The sequence below is a fragment of the Roseburia sp. AM59-24XD genome (genome assembly GCF_003478445.1).
Classification (GTDB): Bacteria; Bacillota; Clostridia; order Lachnospirales; family Lachnospiraceae; genus Jutongia.
The window spans coordinates 122937-145943 of the sequence record NZ_QUET01000003.1 but is presented as its reverse complement, the minus strand read 5'-3'; the positions used below and the strand labels follow the sequence as shown (position 1 = coordinate 145943).

19 protein-coding genes and 2 pseudogenes are annotated in these 23007 nt (G+C 45.6%); 2 read left to right on the top strand and 19 right to left on the bottom strand.

Annotated elements, in window-relative coordinates; translation table 11 throughout:
- Window positions 1-545: 545 nt before the first annotated feature.
- From csm5 to DXA20_RS02295, 14 genes and pseudogenes are all read right to left on the bottom strand, one after another.
- Window positions 546-1418 (bottom strand): type III-A CRISPR-associated RAMP protein Csm5, encoded by an 873-nt coding sequence (gene csm5 / locus DXA20_RS02355; RefSeq protein WP_118559147.1) that lies wholly within the window; start codon window positions 1416-1418, stop codon window positions 546-548.
- Window positions 1419-1420: 2 nt separating this feature from the next.
- Window positions 1421-2332, bottom strand: coding sequence for a type III-A CRISPR-associated RAMP protein Csm4 (gene csm4, locus DXA20_RS02350; RefSeq protein WP_118559146.1), 912 nt, complete (start codon window positions 2330-2332; stop codon window positions 1421-1423).
- 11 nt (window positions 2333-2343) lie between these two features.
- Window positions 2344-2802 carry a type III-A CRISPR-associated RAMP protein Csm3 gene (gene csm3, locus DXA20_RS02345; RefSeq protein ID WP_330420577.1) on the bottom strand — a complete coding sequence of 153 codons (459 nt, stop codon included), beginning with the start codon at window positions 2800-2802 and terminating at the stop codon, window positions 2344-2346.
- The gene (locus tag DXA20_RS17390; RefSeq protein WP_330420576.1) at window positions 2766-2999 is read right to left on the bottom strand and encodes an RAMP superfamily CRISPR-associated protein; all 234 of its coding nucleotides are present in this window, start codon (window positions 2997-2999) and stop codon (window positions 2766-2768) included. Before DXA20_RS17390 ends, csm3 begins: the two co-directional genes overlap by 37 nt.
- Before the next feature lie 18 nt (window positions 3000-3017).
- A complete protein-coding gene (gene csm2, locus DXA20_RS02340) occupies window positions 3018-3410 on the bottom strand; it encodes a type III-A CRISPR-associated protein Csm2 (RefSeq protein ID WP_118559145.1) in 393 nt (130 codons plus the stop codon).
- Entirely contained in the window at window positions 3407-5713 is a 2307-nt protein-coding gene (cas10, locus tag DXA20_RS02335) for a type III-A CRISPR-associated protein Cas10/Csm1 (protein ID WP_118559144.1), read from the bottom strand. The genes csm2 and cas10 overlap by 4 nt, the downstream gene beginning before the upstream one ends.
- Window positions 5710-6456 (bottom strand): CRISPR-associated endoribonuclease Cas6, encoded by a 747-nt coding sequence (gene cas6 / locus DXA20_RS02330; protein ID WP_118559143.1) that lies wholly within the window; start codon window positions 6454-6456, stop codon window positions 5710-5712. The genes cas10 and cas6 overlap by 4 nt, the downstream gene beginning before the upstream one ends.
- A gap of 90 nt (window positions 6457-6546) precedes the next feature.
- Window positions 6547-6846: a DUF1292 domain-containing protein gene (locus DXA20_RS02325; protein ID WP_022304929.1), complete on the bottom strand. Its 300-nt coding sequence runs from the start codon at window positions 6844-6846 to the stop codon at window positions 6547-6549.
- Window positions 6847-7115: 269 nt separating this feature from the next.
- Entirely contained in the window at window positions 7116-8405 is a 1290-nt protein-coding gene (locus DXA20_RS02320) for an ATP-binding protein (RefSeq protein ID WP_022304930.1), read from the bottom strand.
- 300 nt (window positions 8406-8705) lie between these two features.
- A pseudogene (locus DXA20_RS02315) lies at window positions 8706-9865 on the bottom strand (iron-containing alcohol dehydrogenase).
- 21 nt (window positions 9866-9886) lie between these two features.
- Window positions 9887-11431, bottom strand: coding sequence for an APC family permease (locus tag DXA20_RS02310; RefSeq protein WP_118559141.1), 1545 nt, complete (start codon window positions 11429-11431; stop codon window positions 9887-9889).
- 5 nt (window positions 11432-11436) lie between these two features.
- A complete protein-coding gene (locus DXA20_RS02305; protein WP_118559140.1) occupies window positions 11437-12069 on the bottom strand; it encodes a cytidylate kinase-like family protein in 633 nt (210 codons plus the stop codon).
- Between the two features lie 16 nt (window positions 12070-12085).
- A pseudogene (locus DXA20_RS02300) lies at window positions 12086-13302 on the bottom strand (aspartate aminotransferase family protein).
- Between the two features lie 434 nt (window positions 13303-13736).
- A complete protein-coding gene (locus tag DXA20_RS02295) occupies window positions 13737-14288 on the bottom strand; it encodes a helix-turn-helix domain-containing protein (protein ID WP_118559139.1) in 552 nt (183 codons plus the stop codon).
- Between the two features lie 261 nt (window positions 14289-14549).
- On the opposite strand from DXA20_RS02295, the gene DXA20_RS02285 reads away from it, so the two are divergent.
- Both DXA20_RS02285 and DXA20_RS02280 read left to right on the top strand, forming a co-directional pair.
- Window positions 14550-15104 carry a restriction endonuclease gene (locus tag DXA20_RS02285; protein ID WP_118559137.1) on the top strand — a complete coding sequence of 185 codons (555 nt, stop codon included), beginning with the start codon at window positions 14550-14552 and terminating at the stop codon, window positions 15102-15104.
- A 39-nt stretch (window positions 15105-15143) separates the two neighbouring features.
- Window positions 15144-17576 carry an ATP-dependent DNA helicase gene (locus DXA20_RS02280; RefSeq protein ID WP_118559136.1) on the top strand — a complete coding sequence of 811 codons (2433 nt, stop codon included), beginning with the start codon at window positions 15144-15146 and terminating at the stop codon, window positions 17574-17576.
- A gap of 67 nt (window positions 17577-17643) precedes the next feature.
- On the opposite strand, the gene DXA20_RS02275 is transcribed toward DXA20_RS02280, so the two are convergent.
- The 5 genes from DXA20_RS02275 to DXA20_RS02255 are packed head-to-tail and all read right to left on the bottom strand — an operon-like array spanning window position 17644 to window position 22999.
- The gene (locus DXA20_RS02275; protein WP_147403671.1) at window positions 17644-18690 is read right to left on the bottom strand and encodes a hypothetical protein; all 1047 of its coding nucleotides are present in this window, start codon (window positions 18688-18690) and stop codon (window positions 17644-17646) included.
- A 2-nt stretch (window positions 18691-18692) separates the two neighbouring features.
- Window positions 18693-20210 carry an adenylate/guanylate cyclase domain-containing response regulator gene (locus DXA20_RS02270; RefSeq protein ID WP_118559134.1) on the bottom strand — a complete coding sequence of 506 codons (1518 nt, stop codon included), beginning with the start codon at window positions 20208-20210 and terminating at the stop codon, window positions 18693-18695.
- Between the two features lie 5 nt (window positions 20211-20215).
- A complete protein-coding gene (locus DXA20_RS02265) occupies window positions 20216-21148 on the bottom strand; it encodes a TIR domain-containing protein (protein ID WP_243100500.1) in 933 nt (310 codons plus the stop codon).
- 21 nt (window positions 21149-21169) lie between these two features.
- On the bottom strand, window positions 21170-22123 hold the full coding sequence (locus DXA20_RS02260; RefSeq protein ID WP_118559132.1) for a sensor domain-containing diguanylate cyclase: 954 nt from the start codon (window positions 22121-22123) through the stop codon (window positions 21170-21172).
- Window positions 22124-22168: 45 nt separating this feature from the next.
- A complete protein-coding gene (locus tag DXA20_RS02255) occupies window positions 22169-22999 on the bottom strand; it encodes a sugar phosphate isomerase/epimerase family protein (RefSeq protein ID WP_158577099.1) in 831 nt (276 codons plus the stop codon).
- Window positions 23000-23007 lie beyond the last annotated feature (8 nt).

The following is a 23007-nucleotide window of genomic DNA, read 5'->3' as shown; positions in this document are numbered from 1 at the left end:
ATTGATATGATTAGTTTTCGTCCCCTTTCCGGGGTCTCTTTATTTCTACCTCTCCGAGATAAATATAATGCACTTGGACAGGAAGTGTTTTCGTCCCCTTTCCGGGGTCTCTTTATTTCTACCCTATCCTCTATACCCATTATAAATCAAGGTCTTAAACCATGATTTGCGGTTCAAATCAATATTTCCATTTTCTATTATCGTATGCAACAAGAAAACACCCTCCCATCCCTGATTTTATCGCTATCGGCGTAAAATTCTCTCGAACAGAGAATTAGGAGCAGGATTATTCATGGCTTGACTGTACTCTCTCAATTCTTCCCATCCCCATATCGTATAATTGTCCCTGATATTTCGTACATTTGCAGACATGAGGCGCAAGCTTCAGCCCTTTATCTCTTGTATGTTTATGCGTTTGGTAATTTTTCCCTAATGTACTGTGATATATGCCGTCAATCACTTCCACTGCATCTGAGCCAAGCATCGGATACAAAACAGTTTTGGAAAGAAAACCGCAACCACCTCCCAGCCATACCAACCCGCTCTCAGTTTTCCACGATGAACCGCGAATAGAAATATTTATAACATATTTCCTGAAAATAGTCCAATGCTTCCGTGATATCTTTCATACTATACGGAAATGCGGAAGTATCAATTGTTATATCAAAATATATTTTCGTCCCGGGAATAAGACTTTCCCTTAGGAGCGGCAGTGCTTTTTCCTCTCCTTGCAAGGTATAATCAATTTTTTGCGCCAGTGTCAAACAATCTGTTTTCACCGGCAGACTATCTCCAACACGTAAACCAGACATACAGTCATTTACTGCATTCCAAGGAGTTTTTCGGTCTCTTCCCAGATCATATAATATACTTTGTTCTAAACGATTTGTTTCATTCAACAAGAATTGGTTACGACTCCCTTTTTCTTTCGCTTTTCTCTGAATTGTTCTTTTGAGCTCCTCATACTTGTCCGGCTCACAGTGAATTTTCCATGCAATCAATGCGGTTCGTATCATGCCCTTTATTGTGCTTCCCGGAATATAAGGCATTCCATATGCATCCTTTATAAAAGCATGAATTTCTTTAGGTCGTCTCGTTTTATCAGAGGTAAACGCTTCTCCTGCATCCATTGTATACCGTTTCCACATTTCATAGTCCTGTTTAGAGCAATTATTCTTCTGCAGCCATTGCCCCAACGCTAACTGACCATCTTTACCGTTCATCATGTATAGTTCAAACTCTTTTTCTTTTCCTCGTTCCTGCAAGGCTTTATACATCTTTTGCACGTCAGGTACGATCACCTGATGGTCCCAAGGTGTATAAATGTATCCTTTTTTACTGATTATCTCACCGGATCCAACATGAATCGGTGACAATGCAGTTATCTGCATCTTATAATGTCTTAAGAAATTCCCCATTCCTATACCTCCATCAACAATGCTTTGGCATATCGATACACAGGATGATTGCCACCGTCAGACACATCGTAAATGTCGCCTTCAAATCGCTGTTCAAAACAAGATCCTGCCATCAAAACATATAAATCCCTTTTTCTTCTCCACTCCTCTGCGTATGTATCCGAAGCTACAAAGCCTGATCTTTTGTCCAGCTGATAGGATGCCTTCTCCAGAACCTCATCCAGTTCTTCATCACGAGGTAATGCCACAGACAAAAGCATTTGTCTTCCGCTATTGTCATTTAATCGCCGAAGAAGCTCCTCCGGGATTTTTGCTTTTCGAAAAGTAAATTTACCAAGTCCGATACTTTTCTTTCCTCCAATCCCTGTATAAGACAACGCTTCAAACAATTCCTCTACCATTATACATTCTTCTGAAGTCTGATATGCTACAATAACATATAATCCACAGTTTTTCTTAAAATAAAACGTTCCCACGCGATAAGGCTTTGTTTCTTCCTCACCACTTACGCTCGCCATCGTCTGCTGAACAAACTTCCCAAATCCATTCTTATATATATCAGAAGTAAGCTCCAGCGTTCCATTCAAATAGCTTTCCATGTCTTCTATCAAAAGATATTTTAACTTCTTCATTTTCTTCTTCTGATCAGATTTTCCACGTTCCACCGGTTCGATATAAACCATTGGCTTCGGCACCATGTACTGTTTACCGATATACGGAAATGTATCCGAGAATAATACTTTTCCGCCTTTCACCATGTCATAGAACTCTTTGTGCTGTCCTAATTTTAAAGCTTCTATAAATAATGCAGAAAAAATCTGATCAGCCAGAAAGGTACATGCACTGTCATTTAACATTCCGTTTCCAAAATGAACTCCCGTTTGAAAATCTAATTTATAAATAGAATACTCCATATAAATCCCCTTTATCGACTCAATATCTCATTGCATTGCTCCATTATTTCTTCCGAAACATCACCAATTACTACTTCTGCCTGCAGGTCTGATATTTTTATCCTTCCATAGCCTCTGGAACCGTTTCCTCCCAGATAATCATATTCCAGCAAACGAAATCCCTGTTTAATAATTTCAAAATCCTGAAGCATGTGTTCTTCTTCCTTCACTTCATAAATTAACTGTACCGGAAACAAAGCCCCCCGCACAACACGCTCAATTTGACGAGGATTTGCAACAGCCGTTGTTCTCGAAATACTGTTTTCAAATTTCACCTCGGTAGCTCCTGTTAAACCTGCATGTTTTAATTCATCCATGTTGCTGATAAACATATCCGAAAACAGCAATCTGCTTGTTTTAACATTATTTTTCTTGGCACTTCCAAAAAGATCGGTCAGACAGTCTGCATCATCATCTGGTTTTTCTGCCACATATTGATTGTATTGTTTTGCCAGTAGCTTCTCATTTTTCCTTTCAGACTACTTCCCGGAATCATTGGCTGATTCGTTCTGATATCTTTTATGACTGGGGAATCTACAGCACCAATTGCTGAAAATGCGCTTGATCCTCCAATATGTAACCCCGTTACAACTTCTATCACTCCACTGATTTCAATCTTAGCTAACATAGTTATCTCCTCCCTCGTTTATTCATCATGTTCAACATAAAATTTTCTATATGCGACCAGTGCCTCCATATATCGGTTGAATAATATATACTGTTCTCTGCTATCACCAATCTCATCAATATGTGTTAATATGTCCGCCTGCTCCACAAGATTTTTTACTGTAGCCTCCCGTCCTGATTCATATACAAAACGAATCTTCATATAATTAATCTGACCCTTTATTTCTTCCGACAACACTTCCGATTGACTGTTGATCACTTCATTATAAATATCTGCTGCCATAGCAAGCAGATTTCTAATTTTTGATGTTGTTACTATTTTAATGTCTCTTCCTCTTTTATCTTTTCTCCCTTTCAGGTCCAAAATAGCCTTTTCCGCTAACTTCACATAGTTGTCTTTCGTTAATTTCATAATGCATTCTCCTCTCTGTGCAGATAGACGTATAGATATATTGCTGTAATCAGCTCACGCCTGTCCACTTCATTTTGTCCCCACTCATACATTTTTTTCGAAAATGCACGATATACAGCTCTTTGCTCCGGTGATTTTCTCGTATCCGGTTCCATTCTTGACAAAAGGTATACATATCTTGCAACATTGATCTGCTCTTCTGTATTTCTGAGAAGATCTGTTAAATGATACAAAAATGCCATTCCATGATCATCTGCCTGTCCAAAATACTGCTGTATCACTTGAAGTTTTTCCTTCAGAATCTTATCTAGCAACACATTCCACGGATAATTTTGTTCTTTACTAAAAATCGTTACCGCATCTTTTCCATCTGTGTCTTTCGAAGCCTGCTCCAGCCGGGCAACTTCTTCCGCCATTACATTGATCGGCTCTCCTGCATGATATACTCCGATTCCTCCTGAGATTGTTAACGTTCCCTGTGTGAACTTCGTCAGTGCATTCCTGATATCACAAAAGGCTGCTATAACATCATTCCAGGCCCCAGCCAGAAACACATCATCTCCTCCGGAATAAACAATAACTACTTTTCTTCCTCCTCCCTTTCCTAAACTTCCAGACGATCCATTATCTAAGATCTTATTTATATAGCATTTGAAAAATAATGATAACTGTCGCGATAAAGTTGCGGTCCGCGATAGCGTTACATATTTATCATCTCCATCTTCCCCCTCAAATCCATGTACAAAAGTCATTCCAAGATTGTCAACGTCTGCCCGCAATACTCCGATCCGTTTGACACCTGCTGACTGTTCTGCCAATTCTTCAAATGTCTCTCCGGTGTTATAATCACCAACCCATAATTTTGTTGCCACATGTTTTCCGGTATACATATCATTTTTTGTATAGCTCCTGATATATGTATCTTTTTGCATTCGTTGAAGAAGGCTGTCCTCCGTGTCTGCCACCAGATATCTGTCAACCGGTAATGGAAGTGCATTTTTCACCGGTTCACACATGATTGTAAAATATTTGTTACGAAGAATCCCTCCAGACATTTTCTCTAATGCATTGCATATATGACATTTGTCATCCACAAGCTTCCCAATCCGGCGACAAATACTGCATTCTCTTTCCCCATCATGACTTTTTCGATTCAAGCTACGGATCGTATCTGCATCATAACGATGTGACTTTTTGGATGAGATCCTTCTGGATACTTCAACATATAATGAAGAATAACTTCCTTTTGGTTCATTTTTCAAAACATTAGCACTGGCCGTAGCAAATCCACCAGCGACATATAATGCAGTCCCAAAATTGTCCAGTAACCATTTATTTACTTTGCTTTCATTATCCTGTACCAATTTCTTCACCTTGTCTGTATTGGGCAAAAGCATATAGCAGTGACCGCCACCCGTATAGATCAAATTAGCTCTCGACAAAGATAATGTTTCCAGCAATTCGTCAACCAGATGTTCCATCATGATCTCCAAATAGAAGCTTCGAGCCCGCAGCCCCTTCAATGCCCCTTTTGAATTAATCGTGTATATAAAGTCCTGGATTCCTGAAATATCCATAGAGTAAAGCATAAACATTTCTTCTTTATATGCTTCTTTGGCATTTATGTATAATCTGCTCCTATAGTCCGTCTCCTGAGCCGTCTCCAGATACTGCTCGACACACGATGCCATAGCTGCTGTCATTTTCACATGATCATAAAGTGAAATGTCCGCCAATTCCTTTTTGGATGTAGAGGACGGAACATATGTCAGATTAGCTTCCAAAACAGATAATAATGAATTCAGATAATCTTCACTTATCTCTATTCCCAAAAGATTATCTGTGATATTTTGAATGACTTTGCGATAAAAATAATCATTCATTTTAATCTCATCAGTGGTCGGATAATTGATCTCGCTCTGCGGATTTAAAACCTGCATCGCATAATGCGATCTTCCTTTATTCCCGTTTAGTATATTAAATACACTATCCAATGGAATTGTTTTATCAAAACCATTTTCCTGTTCCTCTGATTCCCGCCGATCCGAAAATGCTGCTATATTGTCTGCAAAATAAGTCACATACGCACAGTCGTTTTTCGGAATATTGGCATTTTTAAGGTATTTTGCATGATGATAACGCACACAATTCAGTATGTCCTGATCTTGAACATCTGTCTCATTTTTTAAAAATTCATATCCACTCTGGCTGTGATTTCTACCGTCTCCACTTCGATATACCACCTTACCAATATCATGCAGTAAACTGCCAATAATAAGTTTTATCTGCCGGTCTTTAATCATTTCCTTCTCCTTTCTCTTTGTATTTTGATACATCCCATACCAAGTGCAGTTTTAATTCCCACACCTGAAAATTCTCCATAGTTAAATAATAGATTGGCGAAATTAGTCATTGTCTGTGATCCTTGCATCCGTATTGTTATTTTCCCAATGAATGCAGGTATTTTAACGCCTTCCAGAAAAAAACTGACACTTTTCAGATCATATCGAATGACATTAGCATTCTGGCTTAATTGTTCCAGTGTATCATTGTCCACCATTGCATCTTTACCAATTGCCGCATCATATTTATTCATCAGGCTTTGGAATATGCACCTAATATCCGGATAAAATACATATTTTCCTCTCTGTTTAAACGCTGTCGGGGACATAAAATGAATCTGAATATACGGAGAACCATCTTCCTCATAAAATTGATTCATTAATTGTTTATAAGATATTTCTGTGTAATTTTTCTGAACAACTTGAACAACCAGATCTCTTTTCTTGATATTAAGACTTTCCAGATTCCATAATGAATCGTGTAAGATTATCTGCACCGCTTCCTTATTCAGTGCACACACGATCCAATACCATTCACCATCCCTGTACTCCAAATGCTGTACATAAGGATGCAATTGTGACAAATGAAGCTTATCTGCATACTCAGATGGCAATAATTCCATCAATGCCCCATGAAACAATGATGCCATCTGATATGCAAGTTCTTCTTCACATGCTAATTTTAACTCCAGCTTTCCTATCATATACGCCCTCCCCCACAATATTTTCTATCAACAAGTATTATACCACCTTCTTCTCCCCTTTTCTACTCTTTTTTCTCTAACATTTACCACTTACTCTCCCTCAAACTCCCGGTTCCACATCCTGGTATCCAGAATCTCCTCATACGCATCTGCTGCCGCATCATACTCTGCCTCTTCCTCGATATCCTCCATCTCGAAGTCATCGTTTCCAAGGTCGATCAACCGGAACACATAATACTCCGTCACATTCTCGACATCGGACGGAATGACTGCCGCATAGAGACGTCCATCTACCTCGTAGATCTCATCCACATAGAAGTCCTTTTCCTGTCCATCCTCATCTGTCAGTGTCACCATTGTTTCCTCAAATCCATACTCTTTATCTGCCATAATCCTGATTTCCTTTCTGATCATTGTCTGCCGGTGCGTCAGTCTGTCAGGCACCGAATACTCTTATCACGCCTATTATATCCATATTCTCTCCCAAAGACAATCCTTATGTCATCGATTCTAATTCCATTCCACAACCTACTGAATAAGGGACAGTCCCCATATCACATAGGAGCCAACTGCCCCTGCTCCCAATACCGCCACGGATTATATATTCATAATCCTGCATCTTCCTTTCCTCTCAAAGCCATAGTTTGACATCATCATTTCTACAAATTACAGACCGCATACAATGGAATATTTTCCATCCATCCCTGATCCATATACTTTAACGTCGAAAAGCGCACCGCCTTATTCGGCTTATATTTATCGCAATATGCTTTTAGACTTTGCGAGCGGATATTCTCACCGGCTTTCACCTCGATCGGAACAATATCCTTTCCCTTTTGAATCAAAAAATCCTGTTCAAAGGTTGCCTTTTCTGTGCCAAAATAATATGGATTATACCGCGTATCTGAAATTAACTGCTGCAAAACATATTGCTCGGTAAGTGCTCCTTTAAATTCGATAAAAATATCGTTGCCTTCTAATATAGATTCCGCTTCCAGTTCGCTCATTGCCCCTAACAAGCCCACATCCAGTACAAAAAGCTTATATGCATTCATGCTCTTATACGCCTTCAATGGCATATTCGGTTCATTCACGCGATTCACTTTATAGATAAGACCACAATCTACCAGCCACTGGATTGCAATCTCGTACTCACTGCTGCGCGCACCCTTTTTTATCTGTCCAAAGAAAAACTTTTTATTTTCTTTGGCAAGCTGTAACGGAACCGAGTCCCATACAAGGCGAATCCTTGGCAGAGTCCGCGCATCCACATGCTTTCCAAAATCGCCCTCATACTGCCGCACAATATCGTTTTGAATCTGACGAACCTCCGCATAATCCCTGTTTTGACGAAACTCGTCCACAACCGCAGGCATACCGCCTACATAATAATAATTTTTTAACCAGAATAAATACTTCTCCGAAAAATTATCAATCAAGGCATAGTCCTTCGTCGCAAGGGCATCTGCCAGGCTCTGTTCATCCATCGCATAGAGAAATTCCCGAAAATTAAGAGGATACAGATCCAACAGATCTACCTTCCCTACCGGATAAGAAACACCTTCATGAATTGTCACGCCTAAAAGCGAGCCAGCGGCAACAACATGATATTGCGGTGCCTCCTCACAAAAATATTTTAACGATTCCAACACCTTGGGAGAATCTTGTATTTCATCCAGAATAATCAGTGTATCACCCGGTGTGATCGTAACGCCCGACTCGATATTTAAATTCATGAGGATACGTTTTATATCAAAATCCGCCTGGAACACATCATCCATTCTCTTATTATTATAGAATGAAATATATGCTGTTTTCTCATAATGCGTCTTTCCAAATTCTTTCATCAGCCACGTCTTACCAACCTGTCTGGCACCCATTATGATCAGGGGTTTTCGATTTATTTTCTCTTTCCACTGCAAAAGAGCATCCATTGCTGTTCTATACATACTTAATCACCTCTTTATCATTATCATACCACATTTTTTCTGACCTATTCAAGTATATATACTACATTTTTTCTGACCTGATTCCATGAATTTATTACATTTTTTCTGATCTGGTTTTCTTTATTCGCTACATTTTTTCTGACCTGATTCCATAAAAATGTACCAGTCAAAAGGATCGGACACGAAAATACCGCCCCCCAATCGTTAGATTTCCCATTCTACCTTTGGAGGGCGGTACAAGTTGTGATTGCAGATCAGGATGCAAGGCTCAAATTACCTTTTGTCCCCAACATCCTATTATTATTCCAAACCCGAAAACGCCTTTTCATACAGTGCCAGCACATCCTTTTTCGTCGTGCTTCTCGGATTTACCGCGATATTGCCGCTCTTCATGGCATCGTCTGCCATTGCGTCAAACTTATCCTTCGTTACGCCGACCTCTTCCAGTCCGTCAGGAATGCCAAGGGAGTCGTTGAGCTCGACGATCGCATCCACCAGCATGTCCGGAGTGAACTCCTCCAAAGCAGCCGGCAGCGGTGCAATGTAATTGTAGATATTGAAGTATTTTCCATGATCTGCCAGCGCATTGTATTCTACAATTGTAGGAAGAAGAATCGCATTGGCAACGCCATGCGGCACATTGAAGAAGGCACTGACCGGATGGCTCATGGCATGGACATCGCCGAGACGCGCCCATGAGAACGCAATGCCGGCAAACAGGCTTCCTACAAGCATATTTTCGGCTGCCTCGATATCGCTGCGGTTCGCTGTGTAGCGGCGGATATTCGCACCGATCAGTTCCAGTGCCTTCTCTGCCATTGCATCCGAGAATGGAGATGCGGCCGTGGAAATATATGCTTCAAGCGCATGTACCATTGCATCAATACCACATGCAGCCGCCACAGATACCGGAGCTGTTGTGAGCAGCTCCGCATCCAGGATCGCATAGGACGGGATCAGCTTGTAACTGAAAACCGTCAGCTTATAATTACGGCTGTGATCGGTGATGACCGAAAAAGCGGTCACTTCGGAGCCGGTTCCTGCCGTAGTCGGCACGGCGATCAGCGGAATGATGTCTCCCGGCACTTTGTCAGCGCCTCATACTCCGTGATGCTTCCGCCGTATTTTGCAACAACGCCGACCGCTTTTGCCACATCCATCGGCGAACCGCCGCCCAGTGCAACGATGAAGTCAGCACCGCTTGCCTTGTACGCTTCCGCTGCTTTATCTACGGTTTCCACGGAAGGATTACCTTCCGTCTCCGTAAATACGCTGCTCTCGATCCCCTTTGCTTTCAGTGCATCTGCACAGGAACCCACAATTCCCATTTTATTTAAATGAGGACCGGATATAATAAATCCATGTTTTCCTCCAAGCTTTTCTGCTACCTCCGGAAGCTTCGCAAGACTTCCTTTTCCCACAATGATGTTCTGTGGTACCGAAAACGTAAATTCTTTCATTGTAATCCTCCATTCCTGCCACTACAAAAGTGAACCGATATATTCCCGCTCCAGCACGGAGTTGATTGCTGCATCGATCGCCGCATCCAACGCTGCATTGATCTCTTCGTCGCTGGACTGCAGTGCAGCTGCATCCTCATCGGAAATGATCTCGACAAGGGAGCCGAATTCTTCCTTATATTTCAGCTTGCAGACAACGAAGAAGACTCCACCAAGCACGCACCAGCCGCCTGCCATTGCCCATTCCTGCCAGACGAGTGTTGCGCCGGAGCCCGGGATCATGTACATCAGGATCATAAATGCGGACATCAGCACCGCCATGGTCCCAATAAATTTATAAGGACCAACCTTGTACGGTCTCGGCATATCCGGCTCCTTCTTACGCAGAATCAGGAAAGATAAAGAAACCATACAATAAGCAAGACAGCATCCAAAGTTTCCGGCATCGCATACCCACACCAGCATCTTACGTCCGGCAAGCGGAGCCAGACAGGAAAGCAGTCCGATCAGATACAGGGAATTGATCGGTGTCTTATACTTCGGATGAAGCTTGGCAAACATTTTTGGGATCATATAAGACTCTGCCATCGAATACATGGCGCGGCTTCCACCGATCATGAATGAGTTCCAGCTTGTCATGATACCACACATACCACCGACGATCAGCACCTTGGACATGATCGAGCTGTTAAATGCCTTTGCCATGGCATCGGCTGTCACCAGACCGGAGCCGCCCATAGCAGCCTCAATCTCCGTGTGATTCAGTACATATCCAACCGCAAGAATAATGAGTGCATAAAATGTAACCGCCATCACAATGGAAAGAAGCATCATTTTACCAATCTTCTTTAACGGCACATTAATCTCCTCTGCCGCCTGCGGAATTACGTCAAAGCCAATAAAGAAAAACGGGGTTGTCACCGCGACTGCAATTACCGCCTTAAACGAAGTCATTGTATCTTTTCCCAGAAATAGCTGCCCATCCAGATTGGAGGTATCTCCGGTTACAACCGATGCAACGATCAGAAGAATACCGACACCACCGATGATCACGGTGAGAACCGTCTGCAGGATCGCCGCCGTTTTGGCTCCGCGGATATTGATATAGGTGATCAATATTGACATGATGATTGCCACGGCAAGCCATGATGCGTAAATATCAAAGCCTGCAACCGAATAGAGATACCCTTTTAAGAATCCCGGATATATATAAGTAACGATCGTCGGAAGCGCGCATGCCTCAAAACACACAACGCTGACATATCCCAGCACGATCGCCCAGGTACAGATAAAGGATCCGGTCGAGCCCATGGCACGGTGACTGAATACATGCTCGCCACCACATTGCGGCATCGCTGCCGTCAGCTCAGCATAGGTAAGACCGATGAAAAAGATCATGATACCGCCGATCACAAAACCAAGCGCTGCGCCGAGCACACCGCCCTTGACGATCCAGTCTCCACTGGATACCACCCAGCCCCAGCCGATCATTGCGCCGAAGGCAATGACCAGAATATCCCATGCACTAAATACCTTGTCAAATTCCGAAGCTTTCTTGTTCTCCATCACAGTCACCTTCCTTCTTCTGCCGTATCCTCAGTTTTGGCAAGTGCCTTTACAACAAATTCTTCAATATATTTTGCAGTTTCTTCCACTCCGAGAACACTGCTGTCGATCAACATATGACGATTGTGTCTTGCGCCACGGTTTGAGCCTGTCATCTGCTTGTAACGGGCATGAAGCATCTGATCATTTTCACGGATCAGCTCCTTCGCCTTTTCCTCGCCCACCTTCAGCTCCTGCATGACATTTTGAACACGCACCTTGTCCGGTGCATAAATAAATACATTGACGCATCTCGGATTATTTCGCAAAATATAGTCACTACATCTTCCGATGATAACACAGGAGGAACGCGCCGCAAGCTTTTTCACAACTTCCTTCTGAATATAAACAACACGGTCCGTCAGATTTTTATACTTCGCCAGACTGGTTGATCCGGCAGCATTTTCCCGTTTACCTTTTACATCTTTCCCGGCGTCCGCCATCTCCATGAGATCGTGGGAGACGCCGGTTTCTTCTATGATCTTATCGATCAGTGTCCGGTCGTAATAAGCGATGCCAAGATTCCTTGCCAGGGCCCTTCCTACAGCAGATCCTCCGCAGCCATACTCACAACCGACTGTAATTACATATTGTTTCAAACTGTTTCCCTCCAGATTATTTACTGAGTTCCTCAACAGATTCCTTGATGATCTCGTATGCCTTATCGCAATCCTCTTCGGTCAGGATCAGTGGAGGTACCATACGGATGATGTGCGCACCGATCGCCGTAATGAGAAGCTTCTTATCAAAACATTTATGCTTAACATCTACGCCGCTGATGGTATCATCAAATTCAACACCAACTAAAAGTCCCTGTCCACGTACTTCCTTAACATGTGGAAGTGTAGAAAGCTTATCCATAAAGTAAGCACCCATCTTCTTTGCGTTGCCGGCGAGATCTCTGTCCAAAAGCTCTCCGATCTGCGCAAGAGATGCCGCACAGGCAACCGGATGACCGCCGTATGTGGTTCCGTGAGAGCCGGTGTAAATGCCTTTGCCACCTCAGCCGTTGCACAGATTGCTCCGATCGGCATGCCGCCGCCCATTGCTTTTGCCATGGAAACGATATCCGGCTTTACACCATAATTCATATAAGACATCACCGCACCGGTTCTGCACCATCCTGTCTGAACCTCATCCAGCAGAAGAAGAATGCCCTTCTCATCACAGAGCTTACGAAGTCCTGTCATGAACTCCGGTGTTGCCGGATTGACACCGCCCTCGCCCTGTACCGGCTCGATCATGATACCGATCGTGTCATCGGTTACAGCCGCCTTGAAGGAGTCCAGATTATTGTACTCCGCATATGTAAATCCGGGAGTCATATTACCAAAACCGATCTGGCAGGCATTGTCCGGCTGACCGGTCGCACTCATTGCACCAAAGGTACGTCCATGGAAAGACATTTTAGCGGAAACGATGTTGTATTTATTTGGACCGTATTTCTCAACACCATATTTTCTTGCCATCTTGATCATTGCCTCATTTGCCTCAGTTCCTGAATTCTGGAAAAAGATCTTATCCATTCCGATCGTCGTACAGATCTTCTCTGCCAGGAGTGCCTGTGGTACGGTGTATGGATAGTTAAATGTATGAATGATATCCTTTGCCTGATCCTGAATTGCTGCCACAACCTTCTCATTACAGTTACCGGCGCTGTTTACGGCGATACCTGCATAAAAGTCAAGATATGGTGTACCATTCTCATCGTACATATACATATCCTTTGCTGTCTCTGCAATAAAATCAAAACGCTCATAAGTTTCGATCATATATTTGTTTACTTTTTCCTTTAACTGCTCCTTCGTTAATCCTGTTTCTTTTAATTTCATAATCGTATCCTCCTTAATGAATAATCGCTGTGTTGGTTGACTTCCCACTGCGTTACGGGCACCTTCCTGACAAGAAGTTTCCTATAATGCAAAAAAGACGCTGCGTTTTCAAAATAATTTGAAAATCACAACGTCATTGTTGCATGTATGATGTGTTAAATTGTCTGATGTGATGCGTTCAGCATAACATCTGTACTGTGCGTCTGTGTCTCACATCCGCCGTCCTTTATATTGAACACCTATAAAATAGCACGCCATCGCAATCATGTCAATACCAACGGCTAAAAAATTTCACTTTATTTTATTTTGTGCAATATATTGCACGATGTGTGCTATTATAATACCATTTCTACTTCTTACGGAGTACCAAAAATAGTACAGTCAATATAACAGGTCCACCGTAAAAAACGCTTCTTCCTCCATACCTGCACACATTAATATGCAACAAAAAATGTCATAAAACGAACCTTCTGATCCCCGTTGTTGATGTAACGATGAAACTGATCGGATTCAAAACGAAATACATCCGCCGCCGTCACGATATGCTCGCCATCCTTTAATTCCACGGTAAGCTCCCCCTCCATGACCGCAAGATACTCCCGTGTCCGCTCGCCATGGCTTCCGCTGGCGTAAATGCCGTCCGGTTCAATATCGATCCGGTAGATCTCGACCATATGATTATCCTCGATCGGAAAACAGTTCCACACCCGATACTGTCCCGGCACCTCCTTGATCGGCGGTGTCTCCTCCGTCCGGACCAGATACGAATCTAACGGCGGTGTCTGGATCAGCTCATTAAAATCAAGGCGAAGTCCACTTACGATCTTGCCGAGAACGCCGATGGACGGATTGGCTGTTCCGCGCTCAATCTGCGCCAGCATACTCTTGCTGACTCCGGTCTGCTCCGCGACCACGTCCAGACTCATCCCCTTTGAGGTACGGATCCTCTTTAAATTGACGGCAATATTATGTGATAAATAATCCATAGACTTCTTCCTTTCTGTCTGCTTTCAGACCGGTCCGGCCGGCAAAGCACAATCATTCGTTGCTCCAGCATCATTATATAAAAGAATCCGCAGGAAAACAACAACCTCCCCTCGTAAATACTGCCTTCCCACCTTGCATTTTCCTCCGGCATCCTGTATTATATTCTTTACCGAACACACATTCTTTCCGTCGTGTGTCTGTGGTTTAATGCTTGCAGTTTGATCGAACGCTTGCAACTTATCGAAAGGCATGATTACATTATGAGACGTAAAAGACTGACTTTACATATATTTTTGTGGGGCATGCTTGCCGCACTGGTCCCGGTGGGGCTTTTATTTTTGTTTTTGTGGAGCGGCGGAGCATACTTTGCGCCTGCTCTGTGTGCAGGACTGATCCTGATCCTTTTCTGCATTTACAAGATCCATTTTCTGCTGCGCTCCCGTTCACATTACATTCGCGGCGACTGGTCACTGACCGATCTGGATGACATTTCCGGTACGGATTTCGAAGCACTGACCTGCGATATTCTTGCCTCCAACGGCTTTGAGCTTGCCCAGAGCACCAAGGCGAGCGGTGATTTCGGCGTTGATGTCCTTGCGTACCGCGATGGAATTTCTTTCGCGATCCAGTGCAAACGCTACAATTACGATGTCGGGATCGAAGCCGTGCAGCAGGTCTATGCCGGACGTGCTTTCTATGAATGTCACGTTGCTATGGTTCTGACGAACCAGTATTTCACGCCGGCAGCCCGCAAGCTGGCAGATAAGATCGGGGTTGTACTCTGGGACCGCGACATGCTGGAAGAGCTGCTTTAGAAAGAGAAAAAGTACCGGACAGACTGAAAGGAGGAGACCATGCATACCGTCAAAATATCCGTGCGAAATCTCGTGGAATTTATTCTGCGAAGCGGCGATATTACCACGTCCGAAAGCGGTCTCGCCGACCCGGATGCCATGCAGGAGGGTACGCGCATCCATAAGAAGCTTCAGAAGCGTATGGGTTCTGCCTACCGTGCCGAGGTTCCCCTTTCGATCGCACTTCCGGTCACCTATGACAGTGTATCGGTAGAGATGACCGTAGAGGGCCGCGCTGACGGCATCTTTCCGGAGAAGAACGGCAGCGGCACCACGATTGACGAGATCAAGGGCATTTACCGCCATGTATCGCGACTGACCGGACCCGTTCCTGTCCACAAAGCGCAGGCGATGTGCTACGGCTATATCTATGCCCTTGAGAACAAGCTCAAGGATGTCGGCATCCAGATGACCTACTGCTATATTCCGACGGAGGAGGTGCGTACATTTTCCGAGCGCATCCCTTTTGCAGAGCTTGAGAAATGGTTTATGGATCTCCTTCATGAATATGCAAAATGGGCTGTCTGGCAGATCAAGTGGCAGGAGAGACGCAACGAGAGCATTCAGGAACTTGATTTTCCATTTGAATACCGCGAGGGACAACAGCGTCTTGTCAAAGGCGTTTATCAAAGCATTCTGCGGCGCAAACGGTTATACATCGAAGCACCTACCGGCGTAGGCAAGACAATCTCCACAGTGTTTCCTGCCGTCAAGTCCATCGGCGAGGGTGTCACCGAGAAAATATTCTATCTGACCGCCAAAACAATCACCCGCACCGTGGCAGAGGAGACCTTCTCTCTTCTCTCCGACAGGGGCATGCAGCTGAAGTTCATCACACTGACCGCTAAGGAAAAGATCTGTCTTCTCGACAAGCCACAGTGCAACCCACAAACCTGTCCACGGGCGCTCGGTCATTTCGACCGGATCAACGATGCCGTTTACGATATTCTGACCCATGAGGATGCCATTTCGCGCGAACGGATCCTTGCTTATGCGGAGAAGCATGACGTCTGCCCTTTTGAGATGAGTCTTGACATCAGTACCTGGTGTGATGCGATCATCGGCGATTACAATTATGCCTTTGATCCGACTGCCTGCCTCAAGCGTTTCTTCGCCCTTGAGACAGAGAATGACTATGTTTTCCTGATCGATGAGGCACACAATCTGGTGGACCGTGCCCGGGAAATGTACTCCTCCTGCCTTGTCAAGGAGGACTTTCTCAAGATTAAGAAAATCATGACAAAGCACTCCCGCAAAACAGCACGGAGTCTGGAGCGCTGCAACAAGGAGCTGTTAGAATTAAAACGGGGCTGTGAGGAACGCCGCCTTTACGATCCGATCGAGATCGAACCGTTTGTTATGAAGGCTCTGCGCCTGTCCTCCCTGTTAGAAGAATATCTTCACGGTCGCACAGATTCCTCTGATTACATGGCTCTTCCGGACATTACTCCGGGAGATCCCGCCGCACTTCCACTGGACGGCGATGCCCGCGAGGAGGTTCTGGCATTCTATTTTGAACTCCGCTATTTCCTTGCCGTGTTTGAGACGATCGATGACAAATATATCGTTTACGCCGATTATGACAGTGCCGGTGCATTCTGCCTTCATCTGCAGTGCATGGATCCGTCCGGCAACCTGGATCTGTATCTGAAGCGTGGACGCTGCGCCGTTTTCTTTTCTGCCACACTCCTTCCGGTCAATTATTACCGGGAACAGCTTGCGGGCAGAGAGGATGATTATGCGATCTATGCGCCGTCCCCGTTTCAGTCTTCCAACCGTCTGCTGCTCATTGCCCGCGATGTCAGCACGAAATACACCAGACGCACCCCACGGGAATATCAGCGGATCACCGATTATATTCTCCGTTTTATTCAGGCAAAGACCGGAAACTATCTGATCTTTTTCCCGTCCTACCGCATGCTGGAAGACATCCGCGACTATCTGGAGCAATCCGCCTACTGCCGCACATCTGTGGATCTGTATATGCAGGAAAGCTCAATGAGTGAGACAATGCGCGAGGAGTTTCTGTCCCATTTTCAGGACACACCGATCAGAACAACCGTCGGACTTTGTGTTATGGGCGGTATCTTCGGAGAGGGAATCGACCTGAAGGACAGCCGCCTGATCGGTGCTGTCGTGGTTGGAACCGGGCTTCCTATGGTCTGCACGCAGAACGAACTTTTTCGCAATTATTTCGACGAGAAAAAGGGCACCGGCTTCAACTATGCGTACCGGTACCCGGGTATGAATAAGGTGCTGCAGGCCGCCGGTCGTGTCATACGAACCGTCACCGACCGCGGTGCCATCCTTCTTCTGGACGAACGCTTCCTGCAAAACAGTTATCAGTCGTTATTTCCACGGGAATGGTTCCCGTATGATGTGGTGTCTGCCGAATCCATCGGCAAGCATCTGTCCGATTTCTGGGACAGTTAAACCGTATCGATAAATTTCTGTCCTCCCCCACATAATGATCAGCGTCAATGTTTTCTACGCAGAAGATCTATTCCTGCAGCTCATAAGTCTGTTCAAAAATGTCTCCGCGGATCACATAGATATCCGTCAGATCATCGGATCGGACCGCCATGTAGTCTCCCGGTCTGCCAAGAAAATATTCGTGTCCCTCGCCAGCCGGAAAGATCTTCGTCCGCTTCTCCAGACGGCAGGCGTATATTCCCGCTCCCTTCTTCGGATAGCACAGATGCGCATACTCGTCAATGCTTAAAAATTCCTGCTCCGGCAGCGTCTGAAGCTCCGGCCAGAAGTCCATCATCTGCTCAAACATATCAAGCGGTTCCTGTGTCATTTCGTAGCTGGCATCAAACTTCTTCTGCCGGATATCATAAACCTCACCCTTACAGCCGATCATAATATAAGTATCCGGTGCCGCAGTCACCTCAAGACCAGACTCATTTTCCAGAGAACGCAGCCACAGCTTTTTGCCTGCCGGTACCATATCGATCGTTTTCACATACGCCCATGCCACTCTTTTCTTGCGGTAATACTCCATCCGACGGATCTCTTCGGCATGATCCCTGCCGTATTCTGCCGCATCGATCCATACACAGTCCCGGAAATAGGACTCTGCCTTTTCCATCAAATAGTCGATCGTGTGTCCGATGCCATGCTCCTCCATCTGCAGCTTAAGTATCACCGAAGATACGCGGACACTGGCGCAGAATACATCACCTCGGATCAAGCCGAAATCCGGGATCAGATAATCCAGAAATTCCAGCGGGCGAACCCGTTTCGTATCACTCAGAAACAGCAGACACTTCTCCTCATGTTCTCCCCACACAGCCAGCAGAAAATGATTGCCGGTTTCCCTCAGAAACGCCTTCTTCTCCTCCAGCCACGCAGTATTCCACACGGCATTATCCTTTTCACTTTCCGATCCTCTCAGAAACTCCGTCGCGCGCTCCTCTGAAATCTGCACCGCCACAAGATTCTCCTGTTCATTCCGGCTGCATATCTCCGCCTGTTCTAATATGTTCTGTCCCATATCTGGTACACCATACCCTTTCCTGTGATCTGTCTCTGATCCTGTCAACGTTATTCCCCGTTCTCCCATATCTGACCGGCAAAGCTACGAAAGCTCCTGTTGACATGCGTAAACCGCAGTGTCAGAACACCATCCTCAATCGCAGTGATCTTCGCATATATTTCTGTAAACAATGCCCGTCCGTCCTCGCCGGCGGCAAATATTTCCACATCCATTCCCACGCGCAGCTCATAGCTTCCGCCCTTCTCCGGACGCACCAGAGCCCGCTTATGCGAAAACCGGCACAGCCTTCCGGCAATACAGATATCCTGGATCAGCTTGCCTTCGATCGGATACATATTAAACACCACCCGGGTATCCACCGGGTACATAATGTCATTTTTCTGTTCGCGGATACGGCAGTCATACGATCCCTGAATTGCCCGGATCTCACAGACCGAGATCGGATACGCAAGTCCCTTTGCCTGAATCTCCTGATATGCCGATGCATCTACCGGCACGCGCACATGCGCAAGACATTCCTGCGATGCCAGGATCTGACTGCCCACGCTGAAGCTTTCAATACGGGAACATTCATTAACCACACTGCCGATGACGTTATAACGCATGAGCTGTTCCGAGCCCACATTACCGATAAACGCCTCTCCACGGTGAAGTGCAATCCCCATCTCCATCAGTGGGTAGCCGTTTCTGCTGCAATATTCATTGACCTTTTCCATATTATTCTGCATCTTGATCGCCGCTGCGATCGCATTCTCCGTCTGTTCCTCAGAGACAAGCGGCGCACCAAATACCGCCAGAATGGAATCGCCCAGATATTCAATAACGGTTCCTTTATGCTCTATAAGCGCCGGAAGCATACCCTGAAAGAAATAGTTGAGTACATCCGTCACCTTCTCCGGCGACAACCCCTCTGAAATCGAGGTAAAGCCGCGCAGATCCGCCATCATTACGGTAAGCTCACTTTTCTTGCCACCAATCGCTGCCCCCTCCGGATTCTCCAGAATCTCATTGAAAATATCATCAGAAAAATACTGACCAAACACCTGTCTTAACAATCGGTTTCTCGCTTCAAGCTGGCGGTTCAGCTTCATAATCTCTTCCTGTTCCCGCAGATGATTTGCCTGCTGCACCAGAAGCTTCTCATAATTCTTCGTAACATCATGCTGCCACGCCGTCTGCTCGATTCGAAGGATCCCCTCCTTCGAAAACGGCTTGTGAAGCACAACCGTTGCGCCCCAGGAATAACATTCGCGGTCAAGCTCCTTCGTCCTTGTCTCCGTCATAAAAAACAAAGGAACACCCGCAAGATCCTTCTGCTTGCGGATATAAGAAACCGTATGGAATTCTTCCCCCTTAGACATCATATAGTCGACGATGATCAGAGAAGGAGCCTCCCTCCAGTCCTGCCTAGACCGTTCGATCTGTACGCGCTCCTCGATCGCCCGACGCACCGCCTCAAAAGACATCTTGCAGACAGCACGCATGCCTCCGGTGGAGTTGATCCGCCTCTGCGCCTCGATCATCTCATGGCGGTCATTTCCGATCACCCATATATTTCTCCCCATAGCATTTACCTCCGGCTCGAATGCCAGCTTCCGCCTGACCGTGCCGGCTTCTGCGGCCGGGCATTCTTACAGTTCTCACATAACGTGCCGGTCCGGATCGATGCCCCACACTTCACACAGGACAAACGCATCGGCTCCAGCTTCGGAATCTCCAGATATTCGTCTGACACAAACTGCTCGATCACATGGCGCGGCACACCGGTCTCGCGCTCAATAATGATCGCCGGCTTCGCTCCGTATTTGCGCAGGAAATTGCGCACGGTCTGAAAGTAATCATAATTCTCTCTTCCGCATTTCCTACAGCGGTACACACCGCGGGAGATCTTCTCAAGATCTCCGCCGCAATATCCGCACGCTGTCGGAATTCCGCTTGAACGAAGAAAGGATTCTCTCTTCCGGCGTGCTATCGCAATCTCGCTTTCCTGCTCTGTCGGTGCGTCCTTGTTCTCACTATCTCTGCCTTCTGTAGTCTCTTCTTTGCTGGTGCTGCTCTCTCCCCGATCTTTCTTTCCGCCCGGATTATGTATACTCTCTGCCGTAAGCTTTAAAAGCGTACGCAGACGCTGCTTCAGCTCTTCAATCGCATCCTTCGGACGGTTTGCACAGTAAATCGTCTGCACATTGTTCAGATAGAAACGGAACATGTCCGTCATCGGGCTGTCATCTATCTGAAACGGCACGATGGTTTTACGGTAATAGATCGCACTGTCGATCTCCTTTTCCACCCAGATCGACTGCTGGGATGCCTTTGAAAGTACCAGCAGGAAAATATCACAGTTCTGGATCGCAGACGGGATTTCCCTTGCATAATTGGAGCCTGCCGGAATCATGTCCGGAGCGATCCAGTAGGTAATACCCATTTTCTCCAGCATCTGCGTCATCTTTTTAATGTATCGCTCATCCTTGGAACTGTAACTAATAAAAACAGATTTGTTCATAGCCACAACCATCCCCCTATATCAGATTTCATCATACGCAACACGGTTGCGTCCTGTAGATTTTGCTTCATAAAGCTTCTCGTCCACTTTCTTCACATTCTCCTCCGGTGTCAGATGCGGATCTAATGCCTTCACACCAAAGGACATGGTCACCCGGATCGGTACATCTTCAAAATAGCAGATCGAGGTCTCAATCTTCTTGCGGATATTTTCTGCAAATACAGAGGCCTGCGATACGGCACAGTCCTTCAAAAGGATCACAAATTCCTCGCCGCCCCAGCGGATCACCTCACCCATTTCTCCCGCCGCATTGCGCAGGATCGATGCGATATATTTCAGAACAACATCCCCTGCATTGTGTCCATATGTATCGTTGACCCGCTTGAAAAAATCAATGTCTCCCATCACGATCGAACAGGACTTTCGCAGCAGATAAGGAAGAATATTTTTCTCGTAATATTCATAATATCCGCGTCTGTTTTTCAAGCCGGTCAGCTGGTCAAGCTGCGATTCACTGTACAAGATCTGGGACTCTAAGGTCTTGCCGCAGAACACCGCCGCCATCGCCAGACGACGCTCATCTCTGTCGTCAAAATACCAGTAGCCCTTATCATCCATCTTGTTGATCGCCTGATAAGCACCAATGACCTCGCCGCGCGAATTGGTCACCGGAATACAGAGGATCGATCTAGTCTGATATCCGGTCTCCCTGTCCACCTCCGGGTTAAATCTCGGATCCTCGTAAGGATTGTTGATCAGAATCGTCTCATTACCTGAAATGGATGCGCCGACAATACCGCTCCCCTCCGGAACCACAATACGGGGACTGTCAAGTGCCACAAGCGTCCAATACTGCTTTTTGGCTTTATCCCAGTACCAGAACGAAGCTCTTTCGGAATTGGCGAGCGTCCGTCCAAGCTCCGTCAAAAGCAGGATCGTCGATGCGAAATCCTTCGTATCTACCATTTCATTCATAAAGGAAAAAATTTTTCCAACAGTTCCTCTGCATTTAATACCCGCCTATTCTCCATATAAGTCATTCATTCCTTTCTCAGCCTGCTCACTGCCGGCTTCCGGTAAACATTCTCCAAGCTGTGTCAAATACTCTAATGAAATTCTCTGTGCCTCCGGCTGCGTTGTCTCGATCAGCACGGAGCAACTTCCGAAATATGTATCATAATAATCAAAAAACTGACTCCATACGATCTTTCCTGTGCCAAGCGCAAGATGCAGATCGTGCTTCAGATCATTATCATTGATATGGATATGCTTCATATACGGAGCAAGCTGTCTTATCCATATTGCCACCGGAAATCCATAAATCACCGCATGCGCATAATCAAAACACACGCCATAGTTCGGATAATCCTTCAGTCGTTCCGAAATCTGTACCAGCACGTCCGGTGTTGCATCAAACATATTTTCCAGATAAATCTCTATGTCCGGAAAATCGGACAGAAGTGTTTTCAGAAATTCCACCGTCATGTCAATCGCATGCATATCGTATTCTCTGGAAGAAAGCATCGGATTGACATTGGTGTGAAACACAACACCTTTAACACCAAGACTCTGAGCGATCTTCATACTCTGCCGCATACGGTACTCCGAAACCACGCGCATGCGCGGATCCTGACTGAACACCACGACATCCAGGAATGCGCCATGCATTGTACTGCCCTCCGGAAGCCCCGCTTTCTGATATGCTTCAATAATCTCCTTCTGCCGCTCCTTTGATTCCAACACCTCCGGATCAAAGAAATCATTGATCTCAAACCCAACACCATACTCTCTGGCAAGTGCCAGATGCTCCTCAAGGTTCTCCACCCGGGATACCACCAAATACTGCCCCATAATTTTCC